Origin of the sequence: Microbacterium sp. SD291, from assembly GCF_017355365.1 — a bacterium.
Lineage (GTDB): Bacteria > Actinomycetota > Actinomycetes > Actinomycetales > Microbacteriaceae > Microbacterium.
Genome location: NZ_JADIJR010000006.1, coordinates 112,518 through 136,063, shown reverse-complemented (window position 1 = coordinate 136,063; position 23,546 = coordinate 112,518). Strand labels below are relative to the sequence as shown.

The following is a 23,546-nucleotide window of genomic DNA, read 5'->3' as shown; positions in this document are numbered from 1 at the left end:
TCTGTGTCATTCAGGCTGTCAAATCGACACGCCGAAAGGCTCAGAACCAGATCTGCTGTCCGGCGCTCAAGGCGCCGAGGCAACTTCACTAGCTTATCCGTTCCGGAGTCGCTGTCAAATCGACGCTTTCCGGGGTGGATGCTCCATGTCAGACAGAAGTATGTCTGCGATCTGCTCCGAGGAGCTGATCGAGTGGAGGTGGCTCTCCGCTTGAGGGGGGTAAGGCACTTGGCCTCTCCGCTTCCCTGTGGGGCGAACAAGTAATAAGTTACGCGGATCCGGGGGAACCGGCAAATCATGGCCCCCGGCCGGGCGTGTCGCGCCCGCCCGCTTCCCTTCGTCCCGCGGAAATACGGCGTTCCCCGCCTGTACAGCCGGGTCGAGTACGCACACTCCCCGATCGCCGTCCCGCCGGCACATGCCGATGAGACGGCGCCGCCCTCAGGACAGAAAAGAGAATCGGGCCCCCGGCTTTCGCCGGGGACCCGATTCTCTTGAAGTTCCGTGGACCTAAGGGGATTCGAACCCCTGACCTCCTCGATGCGAACGAGGCGCGCTACCAACTGCGCCATAGGCCCTTGAACGTCGTCTACGCTATCACGCCCGACGACGTCGCTGCGCCGACCGGGTCACCCGGCGGCGCGACGGGAGAGCATCTCCCTCACGTGCGCCTCGATCTCCGCGTCGTCGACGAATCCCATCCTCGAGTAGGGGGTCGACGCCGCCGGGAGCTGTGCGGGTGCCGGCGGCGTCATCTGCTCTGCACGCTCACGAAGCTCGGCGAGACGTGCGGCCTTGCGACGCTGCTCCTTGGCGTCGATCTCCGCCCTGGCCGTCTGCGCACGCGATCCGCTGACCGAGACGAGAGGTTCCGGCAGGGCCCGCGGGGTCCAGGTCGCCCTGCCCTGATCGTGAAGCTCCGGCGCGACGCGCGGCGCTGCAGGCGCCACGGTCCGTGCACGTCCGCGTGCCGCGCGCATCGCGACGCTCGCCATGCGCTGCAGCGTCACGCCGGCGATGAGGATCGACGCGGCCCCAGCCCAGAGCATCGGCTGCGCACCGACCGAGATGAGCTGCCACACGCCGAAGCCGGTCAGCACGACCCCCGCCACCAGGACCGCCGTCGCTGCCGCGCGGACGCGCCGACGCGCTCGCGCCTGGCGCACGGCCGGATCGGCGCGGGTCGCGGCCAGCTCCTCCCTGAGCAGCGCGAGCTCAGCGGATTCCCGCTCGGACTGCACTCGCCTCGCCAGCTTCTGCTGCGCGAAGGCCGTGCGCGCGTTCAGCTCGAGACGAACCTCCTGCGGGGCCTCGCTCGTCTCCGCGAGCACGCGAAGAGCCTGGTTGAGACGGACGGCGTTGCGCTCGGCGGCGTTGTACTGGAAGCGTCCGCGCCACGACGGCAGCAGATAGAGCATCCACAGGAGCACGGCGACGAGGACGATCACTCCTCCGCTCAGCACCGGCCCATCCATGTCGACAACGGTACGGGAACAGTCCGAGCGATCGGGCTCAGCGGCGGCGCGTGTCGCGACGAGTTCGGGGCCGTCGCAGCCTCGGCGTCAGAGCGTGAGACGGTCGGATGGCGGGATGCTTGCCGCCTCGGGAGGAACCTGTCCGCTGAGCCAACGGGCCAGTACGCCCTGCGGGGCGTCCTCCCTGGTCAGCGCGAAGACGTAGTGGTCGCGCCAGTCGCCATCGATGTGGATGAAGCGCCGGCGCAGTCCCTCGTAACGGAAGCCGAGCTTCTGCACCACCCGGAGGCTCGCGGCGTTCTCCGGACGGATGCAGATCTCCATGCGGTGCAGTCCGTACTCGGTGAAGCACGCATCGGTCGCCATCGCCACCGCGGTCGGCGTGATCCCCCTGCCGGCGAACCGCTCGCTCACCCAGTAGCCGATCGTCGCTGAGCACAGCGAACCCCGTGCCACGCCCCATACGTTGAGCTGTCCGGCGATCTCGCCGTCGTACTCCATCACGAAGGGATAGCCACTGCCGTCCCGGTACTGCTGAAGAAGACGACGGATGCTCAACCGCATGTCGAACGACACTGCACCGTAGGGGACTGTCGCCTCCCACGGCTGCAGCCAGGAGCGGTTGGTCACCAGCTCATGCTGGAGCGGACGTGCGTCCCGAGTGCGGATCAGGCGCAGTTCGATCGGTCCGTGCCGCATGCCCGTCCCCAGCTCCATCCGTGCCCCTCAGCCCGACGCGTCGGCGCCTCAGAGGCGCTCCGCGAACTCCTTCAGCCACGGGCGCAGCTCGGGACCGAGGTCGTCGCGGTCCGAGGCGAGCTGCACGATGGCCTTGATGTAGTCGACGCGGTCACCGGTGTCGTAGCGGCGGCCGGCGAAGATGACCCCGACCACCCCGGGGCCGTCCGCGGCCGTCGCGAGCTCCTGCAGCGCGTCCGTCAGCTGGATCTCGCCGCCCTTGCCCGGCTCGGTGCGCTCGAGGACCTCGAAGACGGCGGGCGGAAGCACGTAGCGTCCGATCACGGCGAGGTTCGACGGGGCGTCCGCCGGCGCGGGCTTCTCGACGAGGCCGGTCACGCGGACGGCATCCGATCCCTCCATCGGCTCGACGGCAGCCGCACCGTACATCTGGATGTTGGCCGGGTCGACCTCCATCAGCGCGATGACGGCCGCGCCGGTCTGCTCGTGCACCGCGATCATCTCCGTGAGCAGCCGGTCGCGCTCGTCGATCAGGTCGTCGCCGAGGAGGACCGCGAAGGAGCTGTCTCCGACGTGAGTGCGTGCACGCAGCACGGCGTGTCCGAGACCCTTCGGCTCGCCCTGGCGGACGAAGTGGATGTCGGCGATGTCGCTCGACTGCATCACCCGCGCGAGGCGTCCGGTGTCGCCCTTCTCCATGAGCTTCACCTCGAGCTCGGGCACCGAGTCGAAGTGGTTGGAGATCGCGTTCTTGTTGCGGCCGATGATCACGAGGATGTCGTCGATGCCCGCAGCCGCCGCCTCTTCGACGACGTACTGGATGGCCGGCTTGTCGACGACCGGGAGCATCTCCTTGGGCATCGCCTTGGTCGCGGGCAGAAATCGCGTACCCAGTCCTGCCGCGGGGATGACAGCCTTGATCTTGTGGTCGCTCATCCTCTCAGCCTACCTGTGGCCGCTCCCCGTAAACTCGAGCCATGTCGAACGAGGTCGAACACGCGAAGCGCGCGCTGCGCGCGGAGCTCCGCGAACGACGCGGCCTGCTGTCCGAGGCGCAGCGCGAGAGCGCGGCGTCCGCGATCGGGGAGAGACTCGACGAGCTGGTCGACTCGCTCGGCGCCCGCTCCATCTCCTGTTTCCTCTCGAGCACGACCGAGCCGGGCACCAGGGAGTTCGTCACCAGGGCCGTGCGGCGCGGCATCCGAGTGCTGTTGCCCGTGACCCGCGCCGACGGCCTGCTGGACTGGGCGGTCGCCACGGCTGACGGCGATGTCGCCGAGGGCATGTTCGGTCTCCCGGAGCCGACCGGCGAGGTCCTCGGACCGATCGCCGTCAACGACGTCGAGCTCATGATCATCCCGGCCGCGGCCGTCGATCGCACCGGCATGCGCATGGGCTGGGGCCGCGGGTACTTCGACAAGACGCTCGGCTCGATGGAGAAGTGCCCGCCGGTCTACGCGGTCATCTATGATTCCGAGATACTCGACTCCCTGCCTCGGGAGGTGCACGATCAGCCGGTGACCGGCGTCGTCACCCCGACGCAGACATTGATCCTGTCGCACACGCGACGCTGACACCGAGGAACGCCATGCCCACCTATGCCTATGCCTGCACGTCGTGCGGACACAAGTTCGACGCCGTGCAGAGCTTCTCCGAGAACGCTCTCTCCGTCTGCCCCGAGTGCGGAGGCGCCCTTCGCAAACAGTACGGATCGATCGGGGTCACCTTCAACGGATCCGGGTTCTATCGGACCGACTCGCGGGCGAAATCTGGCGGATCGAAGACGGATTCGGCATCATCGAAGTCGGACTCGACGACCAGCGCCAAACCGGCAACCGCGTCGGCGCCGGCCTCATCCTGAGGCCTGAACTGAATCAGGAGTTCCAATGATCAAGGGATTCAAGGAGTTCATCCTCCGCGGCAATGTCATCGACCTGGCAGTCGCAGTCGTCATCGGCGCAGCCTTCACAGCGATCGTCAACGTCATCGTCGAGCAGCTCATCAACCCGCTCATCGGTCTGCTGTTCAACGCCGAGAGCCTGAGCACCGCGCTCGTCGTCACCGTCGGCAGCGCCAGCTTCGGCTTCGGTGCGATCATCGCGGCTGTCATCAACTTCCTCGCCGTCGCAGCCGTCGTGTACTTCGCCTTCATCTTCCCGATGAACAAGTTCAAGGAGCGGGCCGAGGCGAAGAAGGGCACCCCGGAAGAGGAGCCGGCCGCGGCCACAGAGGCCGAGCTGCTCGTGGAGATCCGCGACCTGCTCGCTTCCCGGCGCAGCGTCTGACGACATCCTCTCATCGCATCCGAGACGCACGGTTCCTCACTCGAGGGGCCGTGCGTCTCTCGTATGTCGGGCGACCGCACCCGGTTGCGGATCCGCTCAGTAGTGCGGAGGCACGTCCTGACGCAGCCTGTCGTCGTTCGGCCCCCGGTCTGCGGGCGCAGCGGATGCCGCGGTATCCGCCTGCCCGTCTACGACGCCGGTCTCCGGCTCCGGGTCCGTCCCCGGTGCGGGAGTCAGCCGTGCGCGACGGGAGCCGGGCACACGGATCACGCTCTGCCGGCGCTCGCCGTCATTCGTCGCCGGCATCGATGATCTCGATCGGCTGAGTGTCCTCCTCGGCCCGCGGGGCGGATGCCGAGATGCCGAGCACGGCCGCGATCCTGGTGGCGGCGGTCGCCGGGTCGCTGTACAGGTCGAAGGCGTGCACTCGCACGTAGTGCCAGCCGAGACGGCGCAGCACATGCGGGCGCAGGCGCAGCGTCTCGCGCAGCGACTCGCCGCGCGACTCGGGGTCCGACTCGATCACCACGGCCTTGCCGTCGTGCTGGGCGACCAGGGGCAGCAGTCCGCGGTAGTCGACGTCCACCGAAGCGCCGAGCCGGCGCAGCTCTCTCGCCAGGGCGAGCGTGAGCGGGTCGGCGAGATCCTCGAGGCGCGCATCGCGCGCACGAGCCGCGAGCCCGCCGAGAATCGACATGAGGGTGGCCGCACCGTACTCGAGGCGGCCGTCGTCGAACGAGGACGGCCGGATCGAGGACACGATGACCATCGAGCGCCGCGCCCTCGTCATGCCGACGGTGAGCAGCCGCTCCCCGTCGGGAGTAGACAGGTCGCCGAAATCGCTGAGCACCCTGCCGTGCTTGGTGAGCCCGAATCCGAGCGAGAAGATGACCCTGTCGCGGCTCTCCGCGACGGACTCCTCGAGCGTGAGGACGGCGAAGGGCTCCGCGGTGTCACGGCCGACGAAGTCGGCGACGTCCGACCTGCCGGCGAAGGCGGATGTGACCGCTGCGCGCACGCGCTCGGCGTGCCTCGCGCTCGCGGTGATCACCATGAGCGACTCGTCCGGACGGTGCACCGCGTGCTCGACGACCAGCGTGACGACTCTGGCGACCTCCGCCTCCGGGCTCTCGACCGCTCCGGAGACCGGGTCGGGGGCTCCGGTGCCTCCTTCGACGTAGTCGACGGTCAGGCTGCCCCGGCCGAGATACGACCCCGCCCACGGCAGCGACACGATCTCACCGCCGTAGAAGGCATCATTGATCAGCTCGGCCAGGTCCTCCCCGCCTGCACGGTAGCTGCGGGTGAGGGTCATCACGGGGAGGAGCGACGAGAGTCGCTCGAAGACGGAGACGTCGTCGAACGGCACCTCCTCCTCCCACTCCGCGCCCGGGTCGACTGCGACGTGGAACGGCGTAGGACGCTGCGTCACCGGGTCGCCGAACGCGACGACCTGACGTGCACGCCGGATCGCGGGCGCGGCCTCTGCGAGGTTGATCGCCGCCGCATCCACCAGGAGCACCGTGTCGAACTCGACCGAATCGGGGATCTCCGGAACCAGGTACGGCGAGGAGATCCAGACGGGTGCCAGCACGCTCACGAGCGTCGGAGCCGCACCGATCACCTGAGCCGTCGTCGCGCCCGGCTGCTTCAGCGCGTGCCGGAGATGCTGCGCCTCTCCAGGCTCGTCGACGATAGCGATCCTCCACTGGTTCGCGAGCTGCCATGCGAGGAGGGGGCCGGCCATGGCCGCATGCGCCTCGTCGACGAGACGGAAATCCCGCTCCAGGCGATCGACGACTGCGGTGTTGGCTCCGAGCAGCGCCCGGTTGTCCTGCAGCGCCCGCTCGAGCAGCGACTGCCACCAGGCGAACTCCAGCTCCTCCCCCACCTGCGCCTCAGAGACGTGGCGGATGGAGAGCTCCGCGAGCAGCGGCTCGAGGCCGAGCTCGGCGAGACGGTCGCGCAGCTCGGCGCGCTCGACGAGGTTGTCGAAGACGTCGGACTTCGCGGCGAGTCCCGCCAGCGTCCGCACCAGGCGGGCCACCGGCAGCGAGGCGAGCGGCTCGCGCCGGCCGAGCGCCGCGTCGAGCTCGGCGAGCTCCGCCTCCGCACGCTGCCAGGCGACGTACACGTCGGCGAGCCCGAGCGGGATCTCCGGGGCGACTCCTGCGTCGACGCACCGCTGCCACTGGGTGCGCTGGGTCTGGATCCGCAGCAGCGCCTCGTGCATCTCGCTGACGTGGACGCCGGGGCGCACGTACTCCTTCGCCAGCCGGCGCAGCCGACGGCGGTTCGCCCCCGACATCCCCGGAGAATCGCGGCGGGAGCCGTGCGCCTGGATGAGCTCACCCAGCGGACGCTCGAACACGGTCGGGCTGAAGCGGTCGAGCGAGTCGCGGATGCCCTGCAGCAGTCGCAGATACTCGCCGAGTTCGTGGATCGTGGCGAACGGGCGCATGTGCGTCTGCGCGATCAGCGCGTAGCCCCGCTCGAGCAGCGCGGGCACGCTGCTGGAATGCAGGCGTCCGGCGAGCTCGTGGGCAGAACGCGCCGCTTCGGTGCTCGAGAACGTCACGCCGTACCAGGGCGAGTCGTTCGGACCGAAGCGGAACTCCCCCAGCCGAGCGGCGCTGGCCATCATCTCGGATGCCGCGGCACGGTCGTCCGCGAGGCGGCGCAGAGTCTCGGCGCTCAGCCGCGCCGTCGTCGACGGAGGATTCGGCAGCGAGGCGAGCCGGGTGAGGTGGCGAGTAGCATCGAGCACGGAGGCCCTCGTACCGGCGACAGGGGCGGTGAGCGCCTGCCGGTAGTCGCGCAGCACGGTCCGCAGGCGCACCAGCGCGTCGTCGACGTCGCTCACCCTGGGCGCGGTCGCCTTCTCGTTCCGGCCGATGGCGCGGACCAGGTCGCGCCGCACGGTCGCGGGCGAGACGGCGAGTCCGTCCAGGGCGATGCCGGCGAGCCGATGGCGCACGCCGTCGAGCGTCGAGCGTCGGGCCGAGACGACGAGCACGCGACGGCCGGCGCGCACGAGCTCGCCGAGCGCGTTGATCACCGTCTGCGTGCCGCCGGTGCCGGGCAGAGTCGCCACCGTCAGCGAATGCCCTGCGGCGATCCGCGCGAGCACGGCCTCCTGCTCCGCATCGGCGTCGAGCAGGAGATTGTCGGACGCCGGCGCACGATCGTCCGGGCCGGTATGGTGCGGTTCCGGGCGTCGGGCCGAGACCTGCTCCCGATCCCCCACGTGGCCCGCGAGCGCATTGAGCACCAGGTGGTCGAGGGCGCCGCTGTCGCGGGACATCGCACCGCCGACTTCGGCGAATGTCGACACCACCAGGCGCGGCTGCACCGAGAATGTGTCGATCGACCGCGTGATCGCGCGGAGGCTGTCGATCACCGGCTGGGGCTTGAAGATGCCGCCGTCGTAGGCGAGTGCGGCGAGCGAGGTCGCATCGATCGTGATGCCGAAGTGCTCGCGGGCGATCCGCACCAGCTCGGGATTGACCTCGAACGTGCCCTGGAGCTTCAGCTCGAAGTCGGAGTGATGGCGGCGTATCGCGAGCGGGCGGAGCAGGACGGGTGCCGCGAAGTCGGCCCCGCCGATGCGCCAGCCGGCGACCCCCACCGCCAGGTGCACGGCCTCGATCCCCCGGACTGTGCGCAGCTCCGTGTTCTTCGCCGTGATCCGCTCGGCGGCGAGCCGCGCGGTCCGGAGTCCGACCTCATCGCGGAAGAGGTTCGACAGGAGCGTCGACTTCCCGGTGATGAACTGGGGCAGGCTGCCGGGGTGCGCCTTGGAGATGTCGATGCCCGACTCGACGGTGTCGCGGAACATGATCAGGGGCGATGCGCCACCGAGATCAGCGGCCTCGGCGCGCAGCCGGGTGCGCTCGGCCTCTGCGGCATGGGCGACCTCGACGCCGGTCTGGGACACGTGCAGCTCTCCGAGGGTCACTGCGGCGTCCGTCGTCTCCGCATCCGCGGCCTTGTCATCACGTCGCCACACACTTCACACCCTAAGCGCGTGTTGGCGCTCGACGGGTATCCCGGGCGGGTTTCACCGGATTTCCGCCGCTGAACAGCCCTCGGAAGGTCGGTGCACCTCTCCTCCACGACGGCGGATCTCGCCGGGCTCTCCCCCGATCGCGTCATCCAGGCATGCTGCGGCGACCGACGCGAGCCAGGATGGGGACATGACATTCCGCTACGACTTCGCGCCGACGCCGTTCGGCGATGCGCTCGCGGTCTTCTCCGACGAGGGGATCGTCCGATTCGACCTCTCCGAGTCCGATGATCCCACCGTTCCATGGCTCCTCGAGGGCGTGTCCCGTCAGCTGCACTCCGTGCCCCAGCCCGATCCCGGTGCCGCCGACGAGCTCGCGCACCTGCTCGACGACTACTTCGAGGGCGCCCCGGTGCGTTTCGACGAGCACGTCGCTCTCGACTGGCGCCTGGCCGACGGCTTCGCCCTGACCGCGCTTCAGGTGATCAGCGGGATCGGGTGGGGCGAGACCCTCAGCTACGGCGAGGTCGCCGTGCTCGCCGGTCACCCCGGCGCCGCGAGGGCCGTCGGCACTGCCTGCCGTCTGACGCCGTTCTCCGTCATCGTCCCGGTGCACCGGGTGGTGCGCTCGGACGGGACGCCGGGGCACTACGGCGCGCATCCCGAGCGGAAGCGATTCCTGCTCGATCTCGAAGCGCAGGGTCGCGCCCCGGCGGGCTGAGGGCTGAGGACTCAGTCCGACGACGACGGGGACCCCGGCGAGTAGGCCGCCGGGGTCCCCGTGCTCCTTCGCGGTCAGTGACGACGCGACGTCACTGCGCGACCGCGAGGCGTCAGCGCTCGACCGCGAGGCGTCAGTGCTCGACCGCCTTCTCGGCGCCGAACCCCGTGAGCGAGCGCACCTCCATCTCGGCCGCCAGCTCCGGCGACTCCTTCTGACGGCTGGTGATCGTGCCCAGCCAGCCGAGGACGAACCCGAGCGGGATCGAGACGATGCCAGGGTTGTTCAGAGGCCAGAGCACGATGTCGATACCGGGGATCATCGACGTGGGCGATCCGGAGAACACCGGGGAGAGCACGATCAGGATGATCGCCGCACCGAGTCCGCCGTACATGCTCCACACCGCGCCGCGCGTGTTGAAGCGCCGCCAGAAGAGCGAGTACAGGATCGTGGGGAGGTTCGCGGACGCTGCGACCGCGAAAGCCAGCGCCACGAGGAAAGCGATGTTCTGCCCCTGCGCCCCGATCCCGCCGACGATGGCGAGGATGCCGATGACCACTACCGTGCGACGCGCGACGCGCACCTCGCCGTTCGGATCCGCCTCGACAGGGTTGCCCGCGGCATCCTTCCGACCCTTCTGGATCACGTTGGCGTAGATGTCGTGCGCGAACGACGCCGCCGCCGTGATGGTCAGACCGGCGACGACGGCGAGGATCGTCGCGAACGCCACAGCCGAGATGAAGCCGAGCAGCACCGGACCGCCGAGATGCAGCGCGAGCAGAGGAGCCGCCGAGTTCGGTCCGCCGGGGGCGGCCGCGATCACATCGGCGCCGACGAGGGCCCCTGCCCCGTAACCGAGCACGAGCGTCAGCAGGTAGAAGCCTCCGATGAGCCAGATCGCCCACACCACGGAGCGACGGGCCTCCTTGGCCGTCGGCACCGTGTAGAACCGCATCAGGACGTGCGGGAGACCGGCGGTGCCGAGCACGAGCGCCATGCCCAGGGACAGGAAGTCCCAGGGGTTGGCGCCGTACTGGAGCCCCGGCCCGAGGATGGCCTCGCCCTTGTCGGAGTTCGCGACGGCCGCGCCCAGCAGCGTGTCGAGGCTGAATCCGTTGATCGCGAGCACCCAGATCGTCATGGCGATGGCGCCGCCGATCAGCAGGAACGCCTTGACGATCTGGACCCACGTGGTGCCCTTCATGCCGCCGATCAGCACGTACACGATCATCAGCACGCCGACGACGGCGATCACGATCGACTGGCCGAGCCGGCCGTCGATGCCGAGCAGCAGCGAGACGAGGCCGCCCGCGCCCGCCATCTGCGCGAGCAGATAGAAGAAGCACACCGCGAGCGTCGTGATCGCGGCGGCCATCCGGACGGGGCGCTGCTTGAGCCGGAAAGACAGCACGTCGGCCATCGTGAACTTGCCGGTGTTGCGCATCAGTTCGGCGACCAGGAGCAGCGCGACGAGCCACGCGACGAGGAACCCGATCGAGTAGAGGAACCCGTCGTAGCCGTTGATCGCGATCGCGCCGCAGATCCCGAGGAACGATGCCGCAGAAAGATAGTCGCCGGCGATCGCGAAGCCGTTCTGCGGACCGGTGAACGAGCGTCCGGCCGCGTAGTAGTCGGCGGCGGTCTTGTTGTTGCGGCTCGCCCGGATGACGATGAACAGCGTGACCGCGACGAAGGCGAGGAAGATCGAGATGTTCAGGATCGGGTTGCTCTCGACCGCGACCGGCTCAGTGGCCGTGTGCACATCGATCATGCGTGGCCACCCTGCGCCTTCTCGAGTTCTTCACGGATCTCTGTCGCGATCGGATCGAGCTTGCGATTCGCAAAAGCCACATATCCCATCGTGATAGCGAACGTGGTGACGAATTGCCCGAGGCCCAGCAGCAGGCCGACGGTGATATCTCCCCACACGCGCTGCGACATGAAATCCGTGGCGAATGCCGCGAGAAGGACGTAGACGAAATACCAGATCAGGAAGAATGCCGCGAGCGGGAAGATGAATGACCGCTGCGTGCGTTTGAGACTGCGGAATCGAGCTGACTCCTCGACGGCGATGTAATCGATCGCGGTCGTACCGACGGTGTTCTGGTCGCTCATGGGGCCTCCTTGCCACATATTCTACGGCTCGCTCCGGGATTGCCGGGCGAGTGGTAACGTCGACGCTACGAAACGGGGAACCACGCCGTCACCCCCGAAAGTAGGTATTCCGTGAGCACACCGGCCGGCATGGAATCCGAGACCGAGCTGGTCGCGCGCGCGGTGCGCGAGCTCGCGACACGCACCCGCTTCCCTGTGGCCTTCGGCGGCCTCATCGAGCAGGGCGTCGTCAGCGTCACCAGCATCGTCGGCAACCGCACCCACAGCCTGGACGGACTCCGCGTGCGACCGGAGCGCGGGCTCGGCGGCAGGGCGATGATGGAGCTGCGCCCGCGGATGACCAGCGACTACGGGTCGTCGCAGCAGATCACGCACGACTACGACGTCTTCGTTCTCGGCGAGGGCCTGCGCACGCTGCTCGCGCTTCCGATCGTCGTGAGCGGCCGCCCCCGCGGCGTGCTGTACGCGGGAGCGTGGGAGGAGGCACCGGTCGGCGGCGTCACGACGGCACCGGCGATGCAGGTCGCCCAGTCAGTCGCCGACGAGCTCCGCATCCGCGACGAGGTCGCCCGGCGCCTGCGCTCCGCATCACCGGCGCAGGATGCCGTCGCGCCGCAGCAGCTCGAGGAGCTTCGCGAGAGCTTCGCCGAACTGCGCAGCATCGCGGCGTCCGTCGAGGACGCGGAGCTGCGCGCTCGCATCGCCCAGGTGGAGAGCCGCCTGGTCACGCTCGCAGGCGAGACGGTGTCGCCGGCCACCGGTCCGGTGCCGACCGTGCACCTCTCCCGCCGCGAGACCGACGTGCTCGCGTGCGCCGCGCTCGGCGCGACCAATGCCGAGATCGCCGGCCAGCTCGGCCTGCGGGAGGGCACCGTGAAGGCCTATCTCGGCACCGCCATGTCGAAGCTCGACGCCTCCACGCGTCATTCCGCGGTCGCGAAGGCGCGAAGGTCGGGTCTCCTTCCCTGAGCCGTGCAGAGCGGCTGCGCAGCGATGCCCTGCCGCTGCCCAGCCGGCGCCGATGCCCGTTCGCTAGCATGGAGAGCGGTCGGCGAACCCCGGCTCCGGACGAGGCAGACCAGTACCCGGTGAGCGCAAAGACTGGTCCGAGAGGACCGTCATGTCGTGGATCGTACTGATCATCTCCGGAGTGCTCGAGGCCGTCTGGGCGACAGCGCTCGGCAAGTCCGAAGGGCTGACCAGGCTGTGGCCCAGCGTCATCTTCGGCGTCGGCCTGATCCTGTCCATGCTGGGCCTCGCCTTCGCAATGCGCGACATCGCCACGGGCACCGCCTACGCGGTGTGGGTCGGGATCGGCGCGACGCTCACCGTCATCTGGGCGATGATCACCGGCGACACCGAGATCTCCTGGCTGCGAATCCTGCTGCTGATGGGCCTGGTCGGGTGCATAGTGGGGCTCAAGCTGATCGGCCCCGGTCACGAATGAGCGCACTTGTCGCAATTCCCGCACGACGGTATCGTCATTTCCATGGCGAGAAGAATTGTGCATCAGCTGGTCGACGATATCGATGGCAGCGTCCTCGAAGTCGGTGAAGGCGAGACTGTGCATTTCTCGCTGAATGGCGCCTCTTATGAGATCGACCTGAATGCGTCGCACGCAGAGGAATTGCGAAAGGCATTCGAGCCGTACATCTCAGCCGGACGCCGCGCCGGGACCTCGAATGCCCCGCGCGTCGCCTCGCCTCGCAAGCGCCCTGGCCGCAATCCCGAGGTGGCGGCCATCCGGGCATGGGCGAACGACAACGGGTATTCGCTGTCCGAACGCGGACGCATTCCTGCCCCTGTCGTCGAGGCGTACAACGCGGCTCACTGAATCGCGGGGGCTCCGGGTCGATCCGGAGCCGTCGCTCCCTCCTGCGCCCAGGACTCGTCCGTGAGGGAGATCTCCTGAGTCATGTCGGTGAGGAAGCGGATGACGACGTCGCGCTCCTGCGCACTCAGCCGCGCAGCCGAGTAGAAGCGCTTCGCCTGCTGCCGCCCCACCGTCTCCATCGCGGCATGACGCGTCGTCTGCGTGATCGTGATCGCGAGGGCCCGCCGGTCGGTGGGGTGCGGCGCCCGAAGGATGTGCCCGCCCCGCTCCAGCCTGTCCAGCAGCTTCGTGGTGGATGCGGTCGAGATGCTCAGATGCCCCGCGATGCCTGACGGGGTCGCGATCACACCGCGATTCGCGCACACGATCAGATAGTGCAGTGCGCGCATGTCGGTCTCGTTCAGCCGCATGTAGCGACGCGATGCCTGGGACAGCCGCTGCTCGGCGTCGCGCAGGTCGCCGAGCGCGCCCATGAGGCGGGCGATCTGGCGCAGCTCCTCCGGCGGCACGCCGCTCCGGTCGATCAGCGTGCTCCGCGGATCGCTCGCATCGACATCGTAGATCGCGGCGTGCGTGAGCCCGTCAGGAGACCGGCGCTCGCCCGGATCGCTCGCGCCGCCCGGCAAGGGGGTGGCGTCCGATCCGATGTCCATGGCATCATGCTACACATCAAATACTTCATGATAAGTTGACTATTAGCCAAGCTAGCAAAATGGACGGAGCAACCGGTGGACGACGTGACCCTCCTCGCCGTTGACGGCACGCCCATCGGCACGATGCCGAAGGATCAGGTCCACACCACCGAGACACCGCTGCATCTCGCGTTCTCCTGCCACGTCTTCGACGCCGGGGGCAGGATGCTCGTCACCCGTCGCTCGCTCGCGAAGCGCACCTGGCCCGGAGTGTGGACCAACAGCTTCTGCGGCCATCCCCGACCCGGCGAGGAGATGGCGGATGCCGTGCGCCGGCGGGCTCGCGAGGAGCTCGGAATCGGGCTCACCGGTCTCACCATGCTGATACCGGACTATCGCTACCGGGCGGTCGATGCGAGCGGGATCGTCGAGAACGAGCACTGCCCCGTGCACATCGCGGTGATCGACGGCGACCTCGCGCCCAGCGCCGAGGAGGTCGCCGAGTGGGTGTGGGCCGACCCCGGCGATCTGTCGGAGGCGGCCTCGCTGGCTCCCTTCGCGTTCAGCCCGTGGTTCAGAGAGCAGCTGCCACTGCTGCGCGACCTGGGCGGCTTCTGAGGATGAAGGCGACAGCCATCCGCGAGGACACGCGCGCACGCGTCGAGGATGCGCTGCGCGACAGGTTCTCCCAGCACACCGAGGCGGCCGAGGCCTACGGCGCGGAGTTCGCGTCGCTGTGGCGGACCGCAGCCGACCATGCGCTCGGCGGCAAGCTGATCCGGCCGTGTCTGCTGCTCGACGTCCATCACGCGCTCACGCCGGATGCCGACGCGGAGCACCCTCCTCATGCCGCAGTGGAGATCGCGACCTGCATCGAGCTCCTGCACTACGCCTTCCTCCTGCACGACGACGTGATCGACGGCGATCTGACCAGGCGCGGCCGGCCGAACCTGATCGGAGAGCTCGCCGCGCGCGGCGGCACCGGCGACGACGAAGCCCGGCTCCACTGGGCGCGCTCGAGCGCGATCCTCATGGGCGATCTGCTCCTCTCCGCAGCACTGATGGGATTCTCGCGCGCGGATCTTCCCTCCGGCACCCGATCGGCTCTGCTCGATCTCGTCGATGAGGCGATCCGCGAGACCGTCGCGGGCGAGCACACGGACGTCGCGCTGAGCCTCGGCATGCTCGGGTCCGATCTGAGCACCGTCCTCAGCATGAGCGCCAACAAGACGGCGGCCTACTCGTTCACCCTGCCCCTTCGCGTCGCCGCGCTCCTCGCCGGCGCATCACCGGCTGCCGACGAGGCCCTGCGCCGGGCCGGTCGGCACCTCGGCCTCGCCTACCAGCTGCAGGACGACGTGCTCTGCGCGTTCGGAGACCACCGCACGCACGGCAAGGACGCGTTCTCGGACCTGCGCGAGGGCAAGGAGACGGCGATCATCGCCTTCGCCAGGACGACGAGCACCTGGTCGCGCATCGCGCCGCGCTTCGGCTCGGCAGCGCTGAGCCTGCAGGATACCATCGGCATGCGCGACCTGCTCCGCGAGTGCGGCGCCGAGCGATTCGTCACGGGCCTCATCGACGATCAGCTCGACGCGGTCCGCGCGCTGATGGCCGAGGCGGAGGCGACCGGGGAGATCAGCGCGAATGCGGCGCGGGCTGTCCTCGTGTCCGCCTCCCGCCTCGAGGGACGCCGCGCATGACGCCAGGACCGCACGACGCCCCCGGCGAGAGTCTGGGACGGTTCAGCCGTGCCGCCGACACCGCATCCACCGAGGTCATCCGCAGCTACTCCACGTCCTTCGGACTCGCGACTCGACTGCTCGGCGCGCGGCACCGCCAGCATGTCCGCAACATCTATGCGATGGTGCGCATCGCCGACGAGATCGTCGACGGCGTCGCCGCGCAGGCGGGACTCGACGAGTCCGCCCAGACCAGCGCGCTCGTGTCGTACGCGGCGCAGACGCACCGGGCGATGCGGATCGGCTACAGCTCCGATCTCGTGCTGCACGCCTTCGCTCGCACGGCCAGGGAATGCGGGATCGGCGAAGACCTCACGCAGCCCTTCTTCGACTCGATGGCCGCCGACATCGCGAGCGTCGCGGGCTTCACCGAGTACGACGCCGAGGCGCACGAGGACTACGTGCACGGATCGGCCGAGGTGGTGGGACTCATGTGCCTGCGCGTCTTCCTCCGCGCCGAGAGACGCGCGACGCGCGAGCAGGAGATCCTCACGCACGGAGCCCGCCGGCTGGGCGCAGCCTTCCAGAACGTCAACTTCCTGCGCGACCTCGCCGATGACACCGAGCGACTGCAGCGCGGCTATCTCGGCGAGCGCGGCCGTCTCACCGACGCCGACCGCGACGGTTGGGTCCGCACCATCACCGCTCAGCTCGACGACGCGGCTCTGTCGATCCCCCTCCTGCCCAAGGACGCCCGCGCCGCCGTGCGCAGCGCCCATGCGCTGTTCTCCGCTCTGACACGGCGTGTCGCGAAGACCCCGGTCGCGACCCTGTACGAGCGCAGGGTGCGCGTGCCCGACCCCGTGAAGGCGCTGCTGGCCGCGCGGTCGGTGCTCGTCACGACGATGGAGCGGAGCCGGTGAGTCGCGTCGCCGTCGTCGGCGCGGGAGTGGCCGGCCTCGCCGTCGCAGGCCTGCTCGCACGGGACGGTCACGAGGTGACGGTCTACGAGAAGAACAGCCGGATCGGCGGACGCGCCGGCACCGTCGAGCGCGACGGGTTCCGGTTCGACTCCGGGCCGTCGTGGTATCTCATGCCCGAGGTCTTCGATCACTTCTTCGCGATGATGGGCACCTCGACCGAGGAGCAGCTGGATCTCACGCCCCTCGATCCCGGATACCGCGTCTTCCGGTCCCCTGCGGCGGACGGGCGTCCGTCGCCGTCCGTCACCGTGCCCGCCGGACGCACAGCGGTGTCGCGCCTGTTCGAATCGCGCGAGCCCGGTGCCGCGCGGGCGCTGGCCTCGTATCTCGATTCGGCGCACGATGCACGCGTCATGGCCGAGCGGTACTTCCTCTACAACCCCTTCACGCGGTGGCGCACGCTGATGACTACAGAGGTGTTGAAGGCGCTCCCCCGCATGTTGACGCTGCTCGGCACACGGCTGCAGTCGTTCGCCGCCCGACGCTTCCGCGATCCGGTCATCCGTCAGCTGCTCGGATACCCCGCGGTGTTCCTCGGCACCGACCCCCGCACCGCGCCCGCGATGTACCACCTGATGAGCGCTCTCGATCTCGACGAGGGCGTGAGCTATCCGCAGGGCGGGTTCTGGCGGGTCGTCGAGCGGATCGCCGAGCTCGCCGAGGACGCGGGAGTGCGGATCGTGACGGATGCGGAGGTGACGGCCATCCGCACGACCGTCGCATCCGGCGCTGCCGCCGCGACCGGCATCCGGTGGCAGGGCGCCGACGGACTCGCGCACACCGCGGATGCCGACGTCGTCGTCTCTGGAGCGGATCTTCACCACACCGAGACGGCGCTGCTGCCGCCCGGCCTGCGCACCTATCCCGACTCGTGGTGGCAGCGGCGCACGAGCGGTCCCGGGGCCGTTCTGGTGATGCTCGGCATCCGCGGTTCACTGCCGCAGCTGCCGCACCACTCCCTGTTCTTCACCGAGGACTGGGATGCCAACTTCGACGCGATCTTCGGCGACGCGCCGTCGATCCCCTCGCCCGCGTCGACGTACGTCTGCCGGCCGAGCGCAACCGACAGCACGGTGGCCCCCGAAGGGCACGAGAACCTCTTCGTGCTCGTGCCGATCCCCGCCGACGCCGCTCTGGGCGGAGGAGGCTCCGACGGCGGCGGCTCTGCCGCGATCGAGCGCGCTGCGGACGCCGCGATCGACCGGATCGCGACCTGGGCGGGAATCGATGACCTCCGCGAGCGCATCGTGGTGCGCAAGACCACGGGCCCGGCCGACTTCCTCGAGGACTACAACTCGTGGCGCGGAGGGATGCTGGGGCCCGCCCACATCCTCACGCAGAGCGCGATGTTCCGGGCGCAGAACGCATCGCGTCGCGTGTCGGGCCTGTACTACGCGGGTGCCACCACCGCCCCGGGAGTCGGTGTGCCGATGTGCCTCATCAGCGCGGAGATCGTGCTGAAGCGGATCAGGGGCGATCACTCCGCGGGTCCCCTGACGGAGCCGGCACGCGCCGCTCGGGTGGAGGCCTGACGATGGGGTTCCTGTATCTTTCCTCCCTGCTGGTCGCCCTCGGCTGCATGCTGCTCCTCGACCGGCGCTTCCGTCTGTTCTTCTGGCGGGATGCGGTCTCGGCGTCCGTCGTGACCGCGGCGGGCGTGCTGTTCTTCCTGGCCTGGGATGCGGCCGGCATCGCCGCCGGCATCTTCTTCCGGGGGGAGAGCGCGGTGGCCACCGGGCTGCTGCTGGCACCTGAGCTGCCCATCGAGGAGCCGGTGTTCCTGCTGTTCCTGGTGGTGTGCACGATGATCGTCTACACCGGTGCCGTGCGCATCCTGAAGGCTCGCGGCCGACGTCGCGACGACAGCGAGGAGGCACCGTGACGTACTTCGGGCTCTCCGCCCTGTTCGTGGCCGGCGCGATCCTGATCGCGCTCGTGCCCGCGCTGATCATGCCGCGGCGCCGCGCTCACCTCGGCGCGACCGGACTGACGCTCCTCGTCCTCGTCCTCCTCACTGCGGTGTTCGACACGGTGATGATCGCGTCCGGGCTCTTCCACTACTCCGCAGCGCACCTTCTCGGCGTCCGCATCGGGCTGGCTCCGCTGGAGGACTTCGCATACCCGCTCGCCGGAGCCGTGCTCCTTCCGGCGCTCTGGTCGGCTCTGCGCAACCGGCGAGCGCGGGCCCAGCCGGGCGCCGAGGGCGGGGACGACGCATGACCTCCCCGATCCGGCGCCCGCTTCGGCACGATCTCGCCCAGATCGTGCTCTCGTCGCGCCCCGTCAGCTGGATCAACACGGCGTTCCCCTTCGCCGCCGCCCACCTCCTCACCACGCGCGAGATCGACGCGACCCTGATCATCGGGACCCTCTTCTTCCTCATCCCGTACAACCTGGCGATGTACGGCATCAACGACGTGTTCGATTACGCCTCGGACCTCGCGAATCCGCGCAAGGGCGGCATCGAGGGCGCCCTGCTCGCCCCGCGCCTCCATCGGGCCACTCTGTGGGCGGCGCTCGTGACGAACGTGCCGTTCCTCGTCTATCTCGTCGCAGTCGGGAATCCTGCGTCCTGGTTCTGGCTGGCGGTCAGCGTGTTCGCGGTCATCGCCTACTCAGCGCCAGGACTGCGGTTCAAGGAGCGTCCGTTCCTGGACTCGACGACCTCGAGCCTGCACTTCGTGACGCCCGCGATCGTGGGTCTCGCCCTGGTCGGGGCCGCAGTCACCCCCACTGTCGTCTTCGTCCTCGTGGCGTTCCTCCTGTGGGGCATGGCCGCCCACGCCTTCGGTGCAGTGCAGGACATCACCCCCGACCGCGAGGCCGGCATCGGCTCGGTCGCGACCGCGATCGGAGCCAGGGCGACCGTGCGGCTGGCGATCGCACTCTGGACGCTGGCCGGCGTCGCGATGGTGTTCACGTCATGGCCGGGCCCCCTGGCCGGCTTCCTCGCCGTCCCTTACATCGTGAACGCCGCACCGTGGTGGAACGTCACCGACCACGGCTCAGGCAGCACGAATCGGGCGTGGCGCCGTTTCATCCTGCTCAACTACTTCAGCGGCTTCCTGGCGACGATGATCCTCGTCCTCGCCTGGAACTCCTGACTCCCCCTGCACCGTTCTCCGAGAGGAACCCGATGTCCCGACCCGATCACGCGCCCACCCCGCCGCCTCGCGAGCGTTCCCGCCGGCACTCGTGGGTGCGCGTCCTCCTCCCCGTCGCGCTGATCCTCGTGTGGCTGGTGGGCGCGGGTCTCGGCGGTCCGCTGTTCGGCAAGGTCGACGAAGTCTCGTCGAACGATCAGACCAGCTACCTCCCCGAGTCCGCCGATGCGACGCAGGTGCAGAAGCTGCTCGGCGAGTTCAACGACAGCGACAGCATCCCCTCGATCGCGGTGTTCACGTCCGATGGCGATCTCTCGGACTCGGATCTCGAGGCGATCTCGGATGCCGTCGCCGATGCGCCCTCGGTGGAGGGCGTGAGCGAGGACGTCTCCCCCGCGCTCGCCTCGGACGACGGGCGAGGCGTCCAGGCGTTCATCCCGATCGAGGACGACGCGGAGCTGGCGGACACGATCGCCGCACTGGGCGATCAGCTGCGCGACGCGTCTCCCGACGGCGTGACGGTGCACATCACAGGCCCGGCCGGGTTCAGCGCCGACCTCGTGGCAGGGTTCGCAGGCATCGACGGACTGCTGCTGGGTGTCGCGCTGCTCGCCGTGCTCGTCATCCTCGTATTGGTGTACCGCTCGTTCCTGCTGCCTCTGGTTGTGCTCTCGACGAGCCTGTTCGCACTGTGCGTCGCGCTGCTCGTGGTGTGGTGGCTGGCAAAGCTCGAGGTGCTTCTGCTGAGCGGTCAGACCCAGGGCATCCTGTTCATCCTGGTGATCGGCGCCGCGACCGATTACTCCCTGCTCCTCGTGGCGCGATTCCGGGAGGAGCTGCGCACGGCCCAGGACAAGGGAGTGGCCGTCCTCGCCGCATGGAAAGGCTCCTTCGAGCCGATCGCGGCGTCGGGCGGCACGGTGATCGCCGGCCTGCTCTGCCTGCTGCTCAGCGACCTCAAATCGAACAGCACCCTCGGTCCCGTGGCCGCGATCGGCATCGTCTTCGCCATGCTCGCGGCCCTCACGCTGCTGCCCGCGCTGCTGCTGCTGTTCGGCCGCGCGGTGTTCTGGCCCCGGCGCCCGAGGTTCGAGCCGGATGTCGTCGCCGCCGAGCACGGCACGCGCACGACCGGACTGTGGGCCGGCGTCGCGGGTCTCGTCAAGCGGCGCCCGCGACTGATCTGGATCCTCACCACGCTCGCCCTCCTCGCCGGCGCGGCAGGCGTGGGGCAGCTCGACGCGTCCGGCGTGCCGCAGTCCGATCTGGTCCTCGGATCGTCGGATGCGCGCGACGGTCAGATCGCCCTCGGCGAGCACTTCCCCGGCGGCTCGGGCAGTCCGGTGTATGTGGTCGTCGCGGAGAAGGAGCTGCAGGATGCCGCCGACGTGCTGCTCGCGGACGACGGCATCGACGGCGTCTCGGTGACGGCATCCGAATCGCCCAGCGGATCGGCGCCGGTCACGGACGACGGCATCTCGGCGATCGGCGCACCGGGGTCTTCCGCCCCGGAGCCGACCGTCGTCGACGGCGAGGTGCTCCTGCAGGGGACGCTGACGGATGCCGCCGACTCCGATGCCGCAGCAGCCACCGTGCGCGACCTGCGCACCGAGCTCGACGATCTCGGTGCCGTGGTCGGCGGGGTGACGGCGACCGCGATCGACACGAACGATGCGTCGATCCACGACCGCACCCTGATCATCCCGGTCATCCTCGTGGTGATCATGTTCATCCTGATGCTGCTGCTGCGATCTATCCTCGCCCCGGTGCTGCTGATCCTGACCACCGTCCTCTCGTTCGGCACCGCCATGGGCGTCTCGGCGCTCGTCTTCAACGGCATCCTCGCGTTCCCGGGCGCCGACCCCGCCGTTCCCCTCTTCGGCTTCGTCTTCCTGGTCGCGCTCGGCATCGACTACAACATCTTCCTGATGACGCGGGTGCGCGAGGAGTCGATCGAGCACGGCACACGGGAGGGCGTGCTCCGAGGGCTCTCGATCACCGGAGGCGTGATCACATCGGCGGGCCTCGTCCTCGCCGCGACCTTCGCCGCCCTGTCGGTGATCCCGATCCTGTTCCTGGTGCAGCTGGCGTTCATCGTCGCGTTCGGGGTGCTGCTCGACACCTTCGTGGTGCGCTCGCTGCTCGTCCCGGCGCTGGCATACGACATCGGGAAGGCGATCTGGTGGCCCTCGAAGCTGTGGCGGCGCGGCGAGGACTGAGGGGAGAGTGCCCTCGACTGGATTCGAACCAGCGACCTGCCCTTTAGGAGAGGGCTGCTCTATCCTGCTGAGCTACGAGGGCGTGCCGAACCAGTCTAAGGGACGCGTCGGCCCCGCCCCGCAGAGACCGGTCAGGCGGCGAGGGCGAGGTACGGCTCCCAGCGGGGATCGCTGCGCTCGGTTCCGCGCACCGTCCACGACGTTCCGTGCGGCGGGCGCGGGGTGATCCGCAGCTGCCACAGCATCTCCTGCGGCGTCCGATCGCTCTTCACGTTGTTGCATCGCAGGCAGCACGCGACGAGGTTCTCCCAGGAATCCGCTCCCCCGCGGGAGCGCGGAAGCACGTGGTCGATCGTGGATGCCGCCTTGCCGCAGTACCCGCAGCGGTGATTGTCGCGGCGCAGCACGCCGCGGCGGGTCACCGGGACCCGCCGGCTCGTCGGCACCCGGACGTAGCGGGACAGGATGATGACCGCCGGCCGGTCGTACACGCCGTGGCTGCCCCAGACGGGGTCGTCCTCGATGCGCTCGATCACCGTCGCCTTGTCGCTCATGACGAGGACCAGGGCTCGTTTGAAGGACACGACCGCGAGCGGCTCGTATCCGGCGTTCAGGACCAGTGTGCGCATCATCATCCTCTCGATCCGCCGGGACGGCTTCCCGGCACTCTCGACTCACACGGCATCGCGCGGGCGGCAGAGTGTCCGAAGGGATGAAAAAAGGCGCTGTCTAGAGACAGCGCCTTTCGCGCACGGCAGCGCCGTGGCATCCCTGCGGCCGATGCTGGAGGACGTGACGACCGAGGGCATCCATGGTTCGGATGCTCGGTATTCGGTCCATCAGCCTCTCCCGCCTGTGCGACAACGGGTTCAGGCTAACCCATCCGCGGCCCATCGGGCGAAAACTCCCGGTGAACGGACGGAGGCGTGTCAGGGACGGAGCAGGATGCGCGGCGGCTCAGCCGGCGTTGGCCGCGAGCCAGGAGTACGGCTCCATCAGCCCGCCGTTGACCCAGACCTCGAAGTGGAGGTGATTGGCGGTGGAACGGCCGGTGCTGCCGACGACGCCGATCAGTTGGCCGGCGGCGACGGTGTCGCCCGCCTGGACCTGACGCGAGCCGTAGGTCATGTGGCCATAGGTGGTCTGCACGCGCTGACCGCCCACGACGCTGTCGATCATGACGCAGACGCCGTATCCGCCGATGCTCTCGGCCGAGGCTCGCACGACACCGGCCGCGGCGGCGTAGATCGGAGTGCCCTGCGGCGCCAGCATGTCGACGCCGTTGTGCCCGCCGCCGATCGTCCGGCCCTCGGTGTACGAGCCCTGGGGAAGCGGGTAGCGGACCTCGCCGGAACCGGGTGCGACCAGAGCGTAGTTGCCGATGTCGAAGCCTGCGGTCTTGGCGACCGATGCGGCACGGGCCGCGGCGGCCTCCTCGGCCTTCTTCTTCGCGATCTCATCGGGGGTCGTGGCGGTGAACGTGCCACGGCTCAGCGGAGCGGCGGTCGCGGCGGAGGCGACGACGAGGGACTGCGCGTCGACCGCAGCCAGCTGCTGGATCGTGGTCGCGGATTCGGCCGGCTTCGTCGCGGCGTACGCCGGCAGGGCGACAGCGGCGACAAGAGCACCGACTGCTCCGAAGATGGCGATCGATCGGAGAGGCTTCACGACCTTACGCGAGCCTGCTCGCGCTCCCGTCTGGCGGGTGGCCACTCGATCTTCAGTTCTCTTCGCGGGCGATTCGATGTCTCTGACCAAAATGTGATCCTCCTGCGCCTGCACGCTTCGGGT

General features: G+C 69.1%; 25 protein-coding genes, 2 tRNA genes and 1 riboswitch. Of the genes, 15 read left to right on the top strand and 12 right to left on the bottom strand.

The genetic code is table 11. The features are described from left to right. Positions 1 to 505: 505 nt before the first annotated feature. The 4 genes from IPV10_RS05590 to galU all read right to left on the bottom strand — a co-directional run bounded on the left by IPV10_RS05590 (position 506) and on the right by galU (position 3,110). Positions 506 to 578 (bottom strand) — tRNA-Ala (locus tag IPV10_RS05590). 51 nt (positions 579 to 629) lie between these two features. Then, the gene (locus tag IPV10_RS05585) at positions 630 to 1,475 is read right to left on the bottom strand and encodes a hypothetical protein (RefSeq protein ID WP_207481262.1); all 846 of its coding nucleotides are present in this window, start codon (positions 1,473 to 1,475) and stop codon (positions 630 to 632) included. Between the two features lie 87 nt (positions 1,476 to 1,562). Further along, a complete protein-coding gene (locus IPV10_RS05580) occupies positions 1,563 to 2,174 on the bottom strand; it encodes a GNAT family N-acetyltransferase (protein ID WP_207481294.1) in 612 nt (203 codons plus the stop codon). 48 nt (positions 2,175 to 2,222) lie between these two features. Then, complete coding sequence (gene galU, locus IPV10_RS05575) at positions 2,223 to 3,110, bottom strand: UTP--glucose-1-phosphate uridylyltransferase GalU (RefSeq protein WP_207481260.1); 888 nt, start codon at positions 3,108 to 3,110, stop codon at positions 2,223 to 2,225. Between the two features lie 41 nt (positions 3,111 to 3,151). Here galU and IPV10_RS05570 point away from each other — a divergent pair, with 41 nt between their 5' ends. The 3 genes from IPV10_RS05570 to mscL are packed head-to-tail and all read left to right on the top strand — an operon-like array spanning position 3,152 to position 4,459. Continuing rightward, positions 3,152 to 3,748, top strand: a complete 597-nt coding sequence (locus IPV10_RS05570; protein ID WP_207481258.1) for a 5-formyltetrahydrofolate cyclo-ligase — start codon at positions 3,152 to 3,154, stop codon at positions 3,746 to 3,748. Positions 3,749 to 3,762: 14 nt separating this feature from the next. Further along, a complete protein-coding gene (locus tag IPV10_RS05565; protein ID WP_207481256.1) occupies positions 3,763 to 4,035 on the top strand; it encodes an FmdB family zinc ribbon protein in 273 nt (90 codons plus the stop codon). 25 nt (positions 4,036 to 4,060) lie between these two features. Next, positions 4,061 to 4,459, top strand: a complete 399-nt coding sequence (gene mscL / locus IPV10_RS05560; protein WP_207481254.1) for a large conductance mechanosensitive channel protein MscL — start codon at positions 4,061 to 4,063, stop codon at positions 4,457 to 4,459. A gap of 96 nt (positions 4,460 to 4,555) precedes the next feature. Here the strand turns inward: mscL and IPV10_RS05555 are convergent, their stop codons facing one another. Beyond that, positions 4,556 to 4,765, bottom strand: coding sequence for a hypothetical protein (locus IPV10_RS05555; RefSeq protein ID WP_207481252.1), 210 nt, complete (start codon positions 4,763 to 4,765; stop codon positions 4,556 to 4,558). Then, positions 4,749 to 8,468, bottom strand: a complete 3,720-nt coding sequence (locus IPV10_RS05550) for an AAA family ATPase (RefSeq protein ID WP_307861071.1) — start codon at positions 8,466 to 8,468, stop codon at positions 4,749 to 4,751. Before IPV10_RS05550 ends, IPV10_RS05555 begins: the two co-directional genes overlap by 17 nt. A gap of 187 nt (positions 8,469 to 8,655) precedes the next feature. Here IPV10_RS05550 and IPV10_RS05545 point away from each other — a divergent pair, with 187 nt between their 5' ends. Beyond that, positions 8,656 to 9,186 carry a methylated-DNA--[protein]-cysteine S-methyltransferase gene (locus tag IPV10_RS05545; RefSeq protein WP_207481250.1) on the top strand — a complete coding sequence of 177 codons (531 nt, stop codon included), beginning with the start codon at positions 8,656 to 8,658 and terminating at the stop codon, positions 9,184 to 9,186. Positions 9,187 to 9,319: 133 nt separating this feature from the next. Here the strand turns inward: IPV10_RS05545 and IPV10_RS05540 are convergent, their stop codons facing one another. Together IPV10_RS05540 and IPV10_RS05535 are read right to left on the bottom strand one after the other, a co-directional pair. Further along, entirely contained in the window at positions 9,320 to 10,957 is a 1,638-nt protein-coding gene (locus tag IPV10_RS05540) for a cation acetate symporter (protein WP_207481248.1), read from the bottom strand. Then, complete coding sequence (locus IPV10_RS05535) at positions 10,954 to 11,301, bottom strand: DUF485 domain-containing protein (protein WP_207481246.1); 348 nt, start codon at positions 11,299 to 11,301, stop codon at positions 10,954 to 10,956. The genes IPV10_RS05540 and IPV10_RS05535 overlap by 4 nt, the downstream gene beginning before the upstream one ends. A gap of 111 nt (positions 11,302 to 11,412) precedes the next feature. Here IPV10_RS05535 and IPV10_RS05530 point away from each other — a divergent pair, with 111 nt between their 5' ends. From IPV10_RS05530 to IPV10_RS05520, 3 genes are all read left to right on the top strand, one after another. After that, positions 11,413 to 12,270, top strand: a complete 858-nt coding sequence (locus IPV10_RS05530) for a LuxR C-terminal-related transcriptional regulator (protein ID WP_307861070.1) — start codon at positions 11,413 to 11,415, stop codon at positions 12,268 to 12,270. Positions 12,271 to 12,343: 73 nt separating this feature from the next. After that, positions 12,344 to 12,411, top strand: a riboswitch (guanidine-III (ykkC-III) riboswitch). 10 nt (positions 12,412 to 12,421) lie between these two features. Beyond that, positions 12,422 to 12,748: a multidrug efflux SMR transporter gene (locus IPV10_RS05525; RefSeq protein ID WP_207481244.1), complete on the top strand. Its 327-nt coding sequence runs from the start codon at positions 12,422 to 12,424 to the stop codon at positions 12,746 to 12,748. A gap of 42 nt (positions 12,749 to 12,790) precedes the next feature. Beyond that, entirely contained in the window at positions 12,791 to 13,135 is a 345-nt protein-coding gene (locus IPV10_RS05520) for an Lsr2 family protein (protein ID WP_207481242.1), read from the top strand. On the opposite strand, the gene IPV10_RS05515 is transcribed toward IPV10_RS05520, so the two are convergent. Next, positions 13,129 to 13,788: a MarR family winged helix-turn-helix transcriptional regulator gene (locus tag IPV10_RS05515; protein ID WP_207481240.1), complete on the bottom strand. Its 660-nt coding sequence runs from the start codon at positions 13,786 to 13,788 to the stop codon at positions 13,129 to 13,131. The genes IPV10_RS05520 and IPV10_RS05515 overlap by 7 nt on opposite strands. A 75-nt stretch (positions 13,789 to 13,863) precedes the next feature. On the opposite strand from IPV10_RS05515, the gene idi reads away from it, so the two are divergent. Genes idi through IPV10_RS05475 form a run of 8 tightly spaced genes read left to right on the top strand, consistent with a single transcriptional unit; the run spans position 13,864 to position 21,755 of the window. Further along, entirely contained in the window at positions 13,864 to 14,385 is a 522-nt protein-coding gene (gene idi, locus IPV10_RS05510) for an isopentenyl-diphosphate Delta-isomerase (protein ID WP_207481238.1), read from the top strand. Positions 14,386 to 14,387: 2 nt separating this feature from the next. Continuing rightward, positions 14,388 to 15,470: a polyprenyl synthetase family protein gene (locus tag IPV10_RS05505; RefSeq protein WP_207481236.1), complete on the top strand. Its 1,083-nt coding sequence runs from the start codon at positions 14,388 to 14,390 to the stop codon at positions 15,468 to 15,470. Next, a complete protein-coding gene (locus IPV10_RS05500) occupies positions 15,467 to 16,372 on the top strand; it encodes a squalene/phytoene synthase family protein (RefSeq protein WP_207481234.1) in 906 nt (301 codons plus the stop codon). Before IPV10_RS05505 ends, IPV10_RS05500 begins: the two co-directional genes overlap by 4 nt. Next, positions 16,369 to 17,964: a phytoene desaturase family protein gene (gene crtI, locus IPV10_RS05495; RefSeq protein WP_207481232.1), complete on the top strand. Its 1,596-nt coding sequence runs from the start codon at positions 16,369 to 16,371 to the stop codon at positions 17,962 to 17,964. Before IPV10_RS05500 ends, crtI begins: the two co-directional genes overlap by 4 nt. Before the next feature lie 2 nt (positions 17,965 to 17,966). Further along, entirely contained in the window at positions 17,967 to 18,314 is a 348-nt protein-coding gene (locus tag IPV10_RS05490) for a lycopene cyclase domain-containing protein (RefSeq protein ID WP_207481230.1), read from the top strand. Then, a complete protein-coding gene (locus IPV10_RS05485; RefSeq protein WP_307861069.1) occupies positions 18,311 to 18,652 on the top strand; it encodes a lycopene cyclase domain-containing protein in 342 nt (113 codons plus the stop codon). Before IPV10_RS05490 ends, IPV10_RS05485 begins: the two co-directional genes overlap by 4 nt. Next, positions 18,649 to 19,536, top strand: coding sequence for a prenyltransferase (locus IPV10_RS05480; protein WP_207481228.1), 888 nt, complete (start codon positions 18,649 to 18,651; stop codon positions 19,534 to 19,536). The genes IPV10_RS05485 and IPV10_RS05480 overlap by 4 nt, the downstream gene beginning before the upstream one ends. Before the next feature lie 32 nt (positions 19,537 to 19,568). Further along, entirely contained in the window at positions 19,569 to 21,755 is a 2,187-nt protein-coding gene (locus IPV10_RS05475) for an MMPL family transporter (protein ID WP_207481226.1), read from the top strand. An 8-nt stretch (positions 21,756 to 21,763) separates the two neighbouring features. On the opposite strand, the gene IPV10_RS05470 is transcribed toward IPV10_RS05475, so the two are convergent. The 3 genes from IPV10_RS05470 to IPV10_RS05460 form a co-directional block, all read right to left on the bottom strand. After that, positions 21,764 to 21,837 (bottom strand) — tRNA-Arg (locus IPV10_RS05470). Between the two features lie 49 nt (positions 21,838 to 21,886). After that, positions 21,887 to 22,384 (bottom strand): HNH endonuclease, encoded by a 498-nt coding sequence (locus IPV10_RS05465; RefSeq protein WP_207481224.1) that lies wholly within the window; start codon positions 22,382 to 22,384, stop codon positions 21,887 to 21,889. 328 nt (positions 22,385 to 22,712) lie between these two features. Continuing rightward, entirely contained in the window at positions 22,713 to 23,423 is a 711-nt protein-coding gene (locus IPV10_RS05460) for a M23 family metallopeptidase (RefSeq protein ID WP_307861068.1), read from the bottom strand. Between the last annotated feature and the right edge of the window lie 123 nt (positions 23,424 to 23,546).